The sequence below is a fragment of the Stenotrophomonas sp. 278 genome (assembly GCF_003935715.1).
GTDB classification, from domain to species: domain Bacteria; phylum Pseudomonadota; class Gammaproteobacteria; order Xanthomonadales; family Xanthomonadaceae; genus Stenotrophomonas; species Stenotrophomonas maltophilia_AH.
Window position 1 is genome coordinate 1 of sequence record NZ_RHPP01000142.1, and the last position, 9,965, is coordinate 9,965.

Here is a 9,965-nt window from a genome sequence, read left to right on the forward strand (position 1 = left end):
CGCGGGCCCCGGCGGTGGGTGGGGTTGGGGGGGGGCGGGCGGGGGCCAAAAACAAAGCCGCCCCCCCGGGGGCGGCCCCCGGGGGGGGGCCCCGGACCGCATGCGGCCTCGGTAGCGCCGGCCGTTGGCCGGCCCTGGGACCCTACGCCGCGCGCGCCAACCCCGGTGTACCGGCCAGCACGAACACATCCACTGCGTCATTCAACGCCACCGCCTGCTCTTCCATGCTGCGCGCGGCTGCCGAGGCTTCCTCCACCAGCGCCGCATTCTGTTGCGTCGCCTCATCCATATGCACCACGGTCTGGTTGACCTGCTCGATGCCGGCGGACTGTTCCTGCGACGCCGCCGAGATCTCCGCCATGATGTCGGTCACCCGCTGCACGCTGTCGACGATCTCGCGCATGGTTTCGCCGGCCTGCTGCACCAGCGCCGCGCCACCGGCCACGTCCTGCACCGAGGTGTCGATCAGGCCCTTGATCTCCTTGGCGGCCGCGGCCGAGCGCTGCGCCAGCGTGCGTACTTCCGAAGCCACCACCGCAAAGCCGCGGCCCTGCTCGCCAGCGCGTGCGGCTTCCACGGCGGCGTTCAACGCCAGAATGTTGGTCTGGAAGGCGATGCCGTCAATCACGCTGATGATGTCGGCAATGCGCTGCGACGAATTTTCGATCGCGCGCATGGTATCCACCACCTGGCACACCACCGCGCCACCTTCGCTGGCCACGCTGTGTGCGCCGATCGCCAGCTGGTTGGCCTGACGGGCGTGCTCGGCATTCTGGCGCACGGTCGAGGTCAGTTCCTCCATCGACGCCGCGGTTTCTTCCAGGTTGGCCGCCTGCTGCTCGGTGCGCTGCGACAGATCGGCGTTGCCGGCGGCAATCTCGCCGGCAGCGGTCTGGATCGCCTGTGCGGACTGCTTGATGCCCCCCACGATGGCCGTCAGCTGCTCGCTGGTGGCGGTCACGTCGTCGCGCATGCGCGCGAACACGCCGTGGAACCGGCCCTGCATGCGCGCGCTGAGATCGCCGCGTGCAATCGCCTGCAACACGGCCGACAGCTCGCCCAGGTCGCGCTCGGTGGTGTCCATCAGCTGGTTCAGACCCGCCACCATGTCGTGGAAGTCATGCTGGAAGCCCGCCACATCCCCACGCAGGCTGAAGTCGCCCAGCGCGGCGGCCTGCGCCAGCCGCTTGATCTCCGCATTGATCGCGCCCAGGTTGCGCTTCACCGTGTCCAGCGACTCGGTGATCACCGCCTGTTCGCCGGGCAGGCGCTGCATGTCCTGGGCCAGGTCGCCGACCGCATAGCGCCCCATGATCTGGATCGCCTGCAGCTGCACCTGTACGTGGGCATCCACCAGTGCATTGGTGTCGCGCACCATCTGCCCGTAGCCGCCGGCGAACGCGCTGGCGTCCATGCGGAAGCTGATCTCGCCGGCTTCGTGACGGTGCGCCATGTGTGCCTGCGCCGCCAGCACGTCCTTCAGGGTTCGGGTCACCGCCATCATCGCCGTGCCCAGGCGGCCAATCTCGTCGCGGCTGCGCACCTGCACGTGATGCTCCAGGTCACCGCGGGCGACCGCACGCGCGGCCGCTTCCACCGCCACCACCGGGGCAATCACGGCACGTCGCAGCCACCACCCCAGCAGCACCATCAGCACCACCGCCGCGGCGGCGGTCAGCACCGCACAGATCACCAGCATGCGCCGCGCCTGTTCGGAGCGGGCTTTGACCGCCGCTTCGGAGACGAGAGCCGTGCGCGCGCCCAGGGCATCCAGCGTGGTGCCCAGTGCCCGGTCCTTGCCACGCACCAGGGTGTCGCCTTCCTGCGGGTTGTAACCGCTGGCCGCGAACGCCTCCAGGGCACCGTGGTAGTCCTTCTCCAGCGTGGTGTGCTGGTCGATGAAAGTTTTCGCCAGCTGCACGGTCTCGGCGTCATCGCCTTCGGCCAGCCCCTGCGCCAGCGCACGCGCCTTTTCGCCCTGCGCATCGAAGGCACCCAGGTGCTTGGTTCGCAGCGCCTCATCGCCGCCGCGCAGCAGCACGTTCTTCCACTCCTGCACCTGCATGCGGAACTCGCGCTGCAGCGCTTCGGCCTGCGCGTTGCGCGCGACTTCCGGCGGAATCGTGGTCGAAAGATTCAGCCACGCCGAGCCCAGACCGGCCACGGCGCACAGCACCACCACGGCCAGGCCAACGGAGAGGGCACCCAGCAGCTTGAACTGCAGGCTGAAGGCGCGCGTCGGCGCGGAAGGGGAGGATTTGGACATGTTGGCACTGCAAAAAGAGAGGGGGCGATCCGATATCGGACAGCTCCGGTCCCTTCTGAAGTGCGACGTGGCTCACATTTCATGTCTCATTCACTCGCGTGAACTTTATATTGCAGTTTCATTGCAGCTGAAAATGCAACGCTCCCGGCGCGACCGCTCTGGACAATCGACCCATAATGTAACTATCGTAGTTACATGAAATCCAACAACCAGTTCTCCGACGCCCTGCACATCGTCGCCCACCTGGTCGGCCAATCCGGCCCGCGCACCTCCGAGCAGCTCGCCACCTGCCTGCCCACCCACCCGGTGGTGATCCGCCGCCTGCTGGCCCAGCTCGGCAAGGGCGGCATCGTGCAGGCCGTGCGCGGCCATGGCGGCGGCAGCCAGCTGGCCCGCGATCCGGCGCAGATCACCCTGCTGGACGTGTACCGCGCGCTCGGTTCGCCCGCGCTGCTGCACACCGGCGCCCGCGAAGGTGGCGCGGGCTGTCCGGTGATGAAGGTGGTCAACGACGCGCTCGACGACAGTTACCGCCAGGCCCAGGCCCTGCTGGAAACGCGCCTGCAGGCCACCACCCTGGCCACCCTCGGCGCGGCCTTCGCCGTGCACCTTGCCCATCACACTTCAGGAGTCCCCCATGACCTTTGATGCCATCATCGTCGGCGGCAGTTTCGCCGGCCTCTCCGCCGGGCTCATCCTCGCCCGCGCCCGGCGCAACGTGCTGGTGATCGACGCCGGCCTGCCCCGCAACCGCTTCGCCGCGCATTCGCATGGTGTGCTGGGCCTGGACGGCATTGCCGGCAGCGAGCTGCTCAAGCAGGCCAAGGCGCAGCTGCTGGATTACCCCAGCGTGCGCTGGAGCAACGACACCGTGGTGGACGGGCATGTCACGCCGGATGGCTTCGCATTGCGAACCAGAGCGGGCGAGACCTGGGCGACGCGCAAGATCCTGTTGGCAACCGGCATCCGCGACGAGCTGCCGGAGCTGCCGGGCCTGGCCGAGCGCTGGGGTAGTTCAGTCGTGCACTGCCCGTACTGCCATGGCTACGAAATTGGCGGCGGATCCATCGGTCTGCTGGGCGGACACGCGATGTCGCCGAAGATGGCCGGCGTACTCGCCGACTGGGGGCAGGTGACGTTCTTTACCCAGGGTGAGGAGATCGAGGCGGACGACCTCGCGATCCTGCAGCGGCGCGGTGTGACCTTGGAAACCACGCCTGTGGTGTCGTTGGAGGGTGAGGCACCGCAGCTCAGTGCGGCGGTGCTTGCCGATGGTCGCCGCATCGACATCCGCGCGCTGTTCGTGACTGCGAAGCAGCACATGGCGTCGCCGCTGGCCGAGCAGTTGGGGTGTGCGCTGGAGGAAAGCCCGGTCGGCGTGCTGCTCACCGTGGACGCGCAGAAGCAGACCAGCGTGCCTGGTGTTTATGCAGCCGGTGATGCGACCACGATGGGGAACATCACGTTGGCGATGGCGGAGGGTGTAAGAGCCGGCGTCGGCCTGCATCACGCGCTGATTGCGGACGATGGCGCGGGATGATCACCCCTTGATGCACACCACCTGGCGCAAGGTGTGCACCACCTCGACCAGATCGCTCTGCGCCGCCATCACCGCGTCAATCGACTTGTATGCCGCCGGCGATTCGTCAATTACCGCCGCGTCCTTACGGCATTCCACGTGCGCGGTGGCCTCGCGGTGCTGGGCCAGGGTGATCTGCTGCCGCGCCGCGCTGCGGCTCAGCACGCGGCCAGCACCGTGGCTGCAGCTGTGGAAGCTTTCGGCGTTGCCCTTGCCACGCACGATGTAGCTGCGCGTGCCCATGCTGCCGGGAATGATGCCCAGTTCGCCGGCGCGCGCACTCACCGCACCCTTGCGGGTCACCAGCAGCTCCTCGCCGCCGTGCGTCTCACTCTGCACATAGTTGTGGTGGCAGTTCACCGCCAGCTTCTCCAGCTGGAACTTCGGCAGCCGCAGCCGCATCTCGGCCAGCACCCGCGCCATCATCGCCTCGCGGTTCTCACGTGCGTAGTCCTGTGCCCAGCTCACCGCCTGTACGTAGTCATCGAACAACGGCTCACCCTGCAGGAAGAAGGCCAGGTCCTTGTCCGGCAGGTGGAAGCCCAGCACCCGGCGTGCGAGCTGCTCACGGGCCTGCTCGATGAAGTAGGTGCCGATCAGGTTGCCGGTGCCGCGTGAGCCACTGTGCAGCATCACCCACACCGCGCCGGTTTCATCCAGGCAGATCTCGATGAAGTGGTTGCCGCCGCCCAGCGTACCGATCTGGCAGGCCAGCTTGTCGGTGCGGATCTTCCGGTGCCGCTGCTTGATCGCGTCCAGCCCCTGCACCAGCCCGGAGCGTTCGATCCGGCTGCGGATGCTGTCGGGCAGCAGGCGGTGCTCGCCTCCTTTGCCGTTGCCGACCGGCACCGCACGCTCAATGCTGCTGCGCAGCTGGGCCAGGTTGTCAGGCAGGTCTTCGGCCCGCAGCGTGGTGCGCACCGCCGCCATGCCGCAGCCGATATCCACCCCGACCGCGGCCGGGATGATCGCACCGCGGGTCGGAATCACCGAGCCGACCGTCGCGCCCTTGCCGACGTGTACGTCAGGCATGACCGCTACCCATGGCCCCACGAAGGGCATGGTCGCGATGTTGCGCAGCTGCTGCTGGGCGAGCTCGTCCACCGGCAGGCCGCGCACCCAGCCCTTGATCGGGGTAGGGCCTTCGGCGTGCAGCAGCTCGAATGTGTGTTGCGTGTTCATGGATTCATTCCTTTGACGCCAACGCAAACAAAAACGCCCCCGGATGCAGCATCCGAGGGCGTTGGCGTGCCTCGGAGATCGGAAGCCCGATCTCCGCGCAGGAAGATCAGGGTGTGGCCGGGTGCTTCGCACCTGCGGCATCGCGTGCACGCAGCACGTTCAGCGTGCGCGGCAGTCGGTAAGCGATGGCGAAGGAAGTGCGGTGCATCGGGGCCTCAGGTTGAAGGGTGGAACCGCACAGGGCGGCAATGGGCGCGTACCTTACACGCAATGCGCGCCCGTTGCCATGGGGTACCGTAGGGACGCGCCATGCGCGTCCGCGAATCGTTCGGGGTCACGATGACACGCAGGGCGTGTCACTACGCGGAAGCGGCATCCAGCTGCGCCAGCTCATTCGCACTCAACGACAGCTTCGCCGCCGCCAGCACGTCCTGCAGCTGTTCCACGCTGGTGGCGCTCACAATCGGCGCGGTGATGGTCGGCTGTGCGATCAGCCACGCCAGTGCCACCTGTGCTGCCGTCGCTTTGTGCGAGGTCGCCACGTCATCCAGCGCTTCCAGAATGCGCAGCCCGCGCGGATTGACGTACTTGCCGACCACGCTGCTGCCGCGCGAGGCGCTCTTGCCGGCGTCATCCGCGCTGCGGTATTTGCCGGTGAGGAAGCCGCTGGCGAGCGAGTAATAGCTGATCACGCCCAGTCCATGCTCGCGCGCCACCGCTTCCAGTTCGTCCTCGTAGCCGGCGCGGTCATACAGGTTGTACTCCGGCTGCAGGGTTTCATAGCGCGGCAGCTTGTAGTCGGCCGAAACCTTCAGCGCGTCACGCAGGCGCGCGGCGCTGTAGTTGGACGCACCAATCGCGCGCACCTTGCCCTGTTCGATCAGCCGGCCAAACGCCGCCAGCGTGGTTTCCAGCGGAACCGACTCATCATCCTCGTGCGCCTGGTAGAGATCGATCACATCGGTCTGCAGGCGGCGCAGGGAATCTTCCACTGCGGCATTGATGTTGTCGGTGGACAGTCCGGGGCGCTCGGCCCACTTGGCCACCTTGGTCGCCACGATCACCTTGTCGCGCTTGCCACTGCGCTGGAACCAGCGACCGATGATCGTTTCCGACTCGCCGCCTTGGTTACCTGGTACCCAGGCCGAGTATGCATCGGCGGTGTCGACCAGATTGAAGCCGGCATCGACGAAGGCGTCCAGCAGTGCAAACGAGGTCTTCTCGTCCGCACCCCAGCCAAACACGTTGCCGCCAAACGCGATGGGGGCTACTTTGAGGCCGGAACGGCCGAGTTCGCGCGCTGCAGTCATGGGCAGGTCTCCCTTCAGAATCAATGGAACAGCATACGGGCGGGGTAGTGACATCGCCGAGGCACGCCGCACAAAACAGTGTTCTGCAATACGCCACCGTACTAACGTTTTGTGAACACCTTGACGCGATGGGCTGCTAGTCTCGCCGCATCCCGTCACTGGAGTTGTGCCGATGAAAGCCCGTTCGCTCAGCTGTGCCTGCCTGTTCACCGTGTCCACCCTGCTGCTTGCCACCCCCGCCATGGCCATCAAGCCGGCCGGTGCCAACGCGCAGCCGGCGATCACCCCGGCCGTGCAGGCCGCCGTGGACGGCAAGGGCCGCACCCCGGCCAATGTGCAGCGCGACGCGTACCGCCATCCCGCGCAGACGCTGTCGTTCTTCGGCGTGGAACCGGGCAAGACCGTGATCGAAATCACGCCAGGTGGCGGCTGGTACTCCGAGATCCTCGCCCCCCTGCTGCGCGACAGCGGCACCTATGTGGCCGCCGTGGTCGACCCGATGGCGGTGGCTGAAGGCCGTGGCCGCGACTACCAGCAGCGTGGCCTGGACAGCCTGAGCAAGAAGTTTGCCGACACCCCGGCGATGTACGACAAGACCCAGGTCGTGAAGTACGATCCGAAGGCCCCGGTGTTCGGCGCGCCGGGTTCGGCGGACGTGGTGCTGACCTTCCGCAACGTGCACAACTGGCGCAGCGCCGGCCAGGACGCCGGCATGTTCAAGGGCTTCTACAACGTACTCAAGCCCGGTGGCGTGCTGGGTGTGGTGGAACACCGCGCCAAGGCCGACGTGCCGGCCGATGACAAGAGCGGCTATGTCGGCCAGCAGCAGATGATCGCCTTGGCCAAGGCTGCCGGTTTCGAGCTCGCCGGCAGCAGCGAAATCAATGCCAACCCGCGCGACAGCAAGGACCACCCGAACGGGGTGTGGACCCTGCCGCCGTCGAACAATCATGAAGCCGGCGACGCCGCCAAGTACAAGGCGATCGGCGAAAGCGACCGCATGACCCTGCGCTTCGTGAAGCGTTGATACAAAGCCGCCGTTGCACGGCGTCGCCCGACCAACGGTATGCCCGCCGTCCTGGCGGGCCCCCTTCGGGCCGTCGCGATGCGACGTTGAGAACGGCTCCTGCCGTTCTCTTCGGGCGCTACCGGGCACCGATGTAACCGGGCACCGACACCGGTAGGCGACGACCGTTGGTCGTCGCCCGCGCAACGCGCGGGAATGGGACAATGGCCCCATGCTGATTGCCTTCAACAAACCCTTCAACGTGCTGTGCCAGTTCACCGACCGCAGCCAGCCGCCGCGCGCAACCCTGGCCGGCTTCGGGCTGCCGGCCGACGTCTATGCCGCCGGGCGGCTGGACTACGACAGCGAAGGCCTCCTGCTGCTCACCGACGACGGCCGCCTCGCCAACCGGCTGACCGACCCCAAGCACAAGGAAGCCAAGACCTACTGGGTACAGGTGGAAGGCACGGTCACCGACGAAGCCCTGCAGGCCCTGCGCCGCGGCGTGCAGCTCAACGACGGTCCTACCCTGCCGGCCGGCGCGGAACTACTGGAAGCGCCCGCGCTGTGGGAACGCACCCCGCCGGTACGCTTCCGCAAAACCGTGCCCGATGCCTGGCTGGCGATCACCCTGCGCGAAGGCCGCAACCGCCAGGTGCGGCGCATGACCGCTGCGGTGGGCCTGCCCACCCTGCGCCTGGTCCGCGTCTCAATGGGTCCGCACCAGTTACGCGACCTTCAACCGGGTCAGTGGCGCGAAATCCGGTAGCGCCGGCCGTTGGCCGGCCCTCACACAACCGTCCGGAGCCCAAAAAGCAAAACCGCCGAACATTGTCGACGGTTCTGCTGTTACCTCAACGCATCAAGGATCAGGCATCGCTGCCAATATCGCTGTGCTCATCAATCACGGTGCTGGTGCGACGGTTGCGCGCGGCAATGCGCTGCGCCTGGCCATCGACCACGCCGCCCTGCGCGGCCTTCTTCTTCTGCTGCTTGCGGTACAGCGCGTAACCCAGCAGGCCCACGCCCACCGCCGCCACCGCGATCGTTGCCGCCGGGTTGCGACGCACCACCTTGGCCGCCGCCTTGCCGCCGGTCTTCACCGCGCCCAGCGCGGCACCGGTCTTGATCCAGTCGGTGGCCTGCGGACCAAAGTGACGCAGGTTGCTGCCCAGGCTGTTGCCTGCATGCTTGATGCCATCGCCGGCGCTGCTGGCAAGATCCAGGGCGCGCTCGAGGGCGCGGTCGGTAATAACGGTCAGTCTGCTCATGTGGGGTCCTTTGCCTCGGGTCGAAATCCAGTGTGGCGCGATGGCCGTGTAGAGCGTGTTATCCGTATCGTGACTGAATCCTGACTGTGCGTCCAAAGCAGCCGGGCAAGCCCGGCTCTACGTCATCGGGGCGTCCAGTGACGGGCGCGTGGCGACGCGTTCATCGGCACGGTGGCGTTGGGTGATCCGGGGCGCGGCCATGCCCGGCAATCGCCATGCCGGCCAATCGCCATTCACGTCCCGCGCGGCTTGGCACGATGCGTGGCGGTGGCGGTCCACGGGTCGTCCGGCCACGGATGCTTCGGATACCGCCCCTTCATTTCTTTCTTTACCTCCGCATAGGTATTGGCCCAGAAGTTGCGCAGGTCCTGGGTCACCTGCAGCGGCCGCCCACCGGGTGACAGCAGATGCAGGGTCAGCGGCACCCGGCCGTCGGCAATGCGCGGGGTGTCGGCCAGTCCGAACAATTCCTGCAGCTTCACCGCCAGCACCGGTGGCTGCGGGGTGACGCCATCGGCCTCCAGCGCGTACTGGATGGACCGCTCCATGCCCGACGGCACCGCCATGCGCACCGGAGCCAGCTGGTCCACGCGCTGTCGCAGCGCCCACGGCAGCGGCGACTTCAGCGCCTCACCCAGGCTGCCCTCGTCCAGTGCGTCCAGGCGGGTTTTGCCGTTGAACGCCGGCGTCAGCCAGTCCGACAGCGTCGCCAGCAGCGCCGCGTCGGAAACATCCGGCAGCTCCAGTTCCGGCATCCAGTGGCGCAGCCCCACGGTGCGCGCCTGCCACTGGCGCAGTCCGTCGGTCCACGGCAACGCCTGCAGGCCGAGTTCCCGCACCGCGTCGGTGAGGGCCTGTGCGGCCTGGGCCGGATCGACCCGGCCGGCCGAGCGACTGTCCAGCACGATGCGGTCGAAGCGGGTTTCACGCAGCGCCACCAGGGCGCGCTTGTCGCCGTCCCAGCGCACCACGTCTTCCTGCACGAAGCGCTGCGGGAAGTCGCGGCGCAGGCGCGTTTCATCCACCGGTGCGGCGCGCAGCAGCAGCGCGTCGCGGGATTCGTAGCGCAGCTCCACCGCCACCAGCCACGGCTCGCCGCGCAGGTCGCTGGGGTCGAACAGGCGTGCACTGCGGCCGTTGGCCAGCAGGTAGCGCAGCGGGTCGGTGGGATGGCGCGCAGCGATCCGGTCCGGGAACGCATGCGCCAGCAGGTCGCCGAGCTGGTGGGCTTCCACCGAAGCGGACGGGGCGGTGTCGCAGCGCAGCCTGCGTCGCCACTGCTTGCTCGCCGCATCGATGGCAGCCAGCGCACCGCGATTGGCGTCGTGCGGCGCACGGCCCTGGCGGAACG

Annotated in this window: 9 protein-coding genes; 4 read left to right on the forward strand and 5 right to left on the reverse strand. The window is 67.6% G+C overall.

Annotation, left to right across the window (positions count from 1 at the left end; translation table 11 throughout):
- Positions 1 to 142: 142 nt before the first annotated feature.
- A complete protein-coding gene (locus tag EGJ34_RS18145) occupies positions 143 to 2,266 on the reverse strand; it encodes a methyl-accepting chemotaxis protein (RefSeq protein WP_125361869.1) in 2,124 nt (707 codons plus the stop codon).
- Positions 2,267 to 2,461: 195 nt separating this feature from the next.
- Between EGJ34_RS18145 and EGJ34_RS18150 the strand changes: the two genes are divergently transcribed.
- Both EGJ34_RS18150 and EGJ34_RS18155 read left to right on the forward strand, forming a co-directional pair.
- Positions 2,462 to 2,914, forward strand: a complete 453-nt coding sequence (locus tag EGJ34_RS18150; RefSeq protein WP_125361870.1) for an Rrf2 family transcriptional regulator — start codon at positions 2,462 to 2,464, stop codon at positions 2,912 to 2,914.
- Positions 2,904 to 3,806, forward strand: coding sequence for an NAD(P)/FAD-dependent oxidoreductase (locus EGJ34_RS18155; protein WP_125361871.1), 903 nt, complete (start codon positions 2,904 to 2,906; stop codon positions 3,804 to 3,806). The genes EGJ34_RS18150 and EGJ34_RS18155 overlap by 11 nt, the downstream gene beginning before the upstream one ends.
- Here EGJ34_RS18155 and EGJ34_RS18160 read toward each other — a convergent pair whose 3' ends face one another.
- Positions 3,807 to 5,027, reverse strand: coding sequence for an RtcB family protein (locus EGJ34_RS18160; protein WP_125361872.1), 1,221 nt, complete (start codon positions 5,025 to 5,027; stop codon positions 3,807 to 3,809). It abuts the gene before it with no gap.
- 359 nt (positions 5,028 to 5,386) lie between these two features.
- The gene (locus tag EGJ34_RS18165) at positions 5,387 to 6,337 is read right to left on the reverse strand and encodes an aldo/keto reductase (RefSeq protein WP_125361873.1); all 951 of its coding nucleotides are present in this window, start codon (positions 6,335 to 6,337) and stop codon (positions 5,387 to 5,389) included.
- A gap of 172 nt (positions 6,338 to 6,509) precedes the next feature.
- Between EGJ34_RS18165 and EGJ34_RS18170 the strand changes: the two genes are divergently transcribed.
- The gene (locus EGJ34_RS18170) at positions 6,510 to 7,364 is read left to right on the forward strand and encodes a class I SAM-dependent methyltransferase (protein ID WP_125361874.1); all 855 of its coding nucleotides are present in this window, start codon (positions 6,510 to 6,512) and stop codon (positions 7,362 to 7,364) included.
- A 211-nt stretch (positions 7,365 to 7,575) separates the two neighbouring features.
- Complete coding sequence (locus EGJ34_RS18175; RefSeq protein ID WP_125361875.1) at positions 7,576 to 8,112, forward strand: pseudouridine synthase; 537 nt, start codon at positions 7,576 to 7,578, stop codon at positions 8,110 to 8,112.
- Between the two features lie 100 nt (positions 8,113 to 8,212).
- On the opposite strand, the gene EGJ34_RS18180 is transcribed toward EGJ34_RS18175, so the two are convergent.
- A complete protein-coding gene (locus EGJ34_RS18180) occupies positions 8,213 to 8,614 on the reverse strand; it encodes a hypothetical protein (protein WP_125361876.1) in 402 nt (133 codons plus the stop codon).
- Positions 8,615 to 8,847: 233 nt separating this feature from the next.
- Positions 8,848 to 9,965, reverse strand: a 1,118-nt coding sequence (locus EGJ34_RS18185; protein ID WP_312023042.1) for an ATP-dependent helicase C-terminal domain-containing protein, incomplete at its 5' end; no start/stop codon positions are given.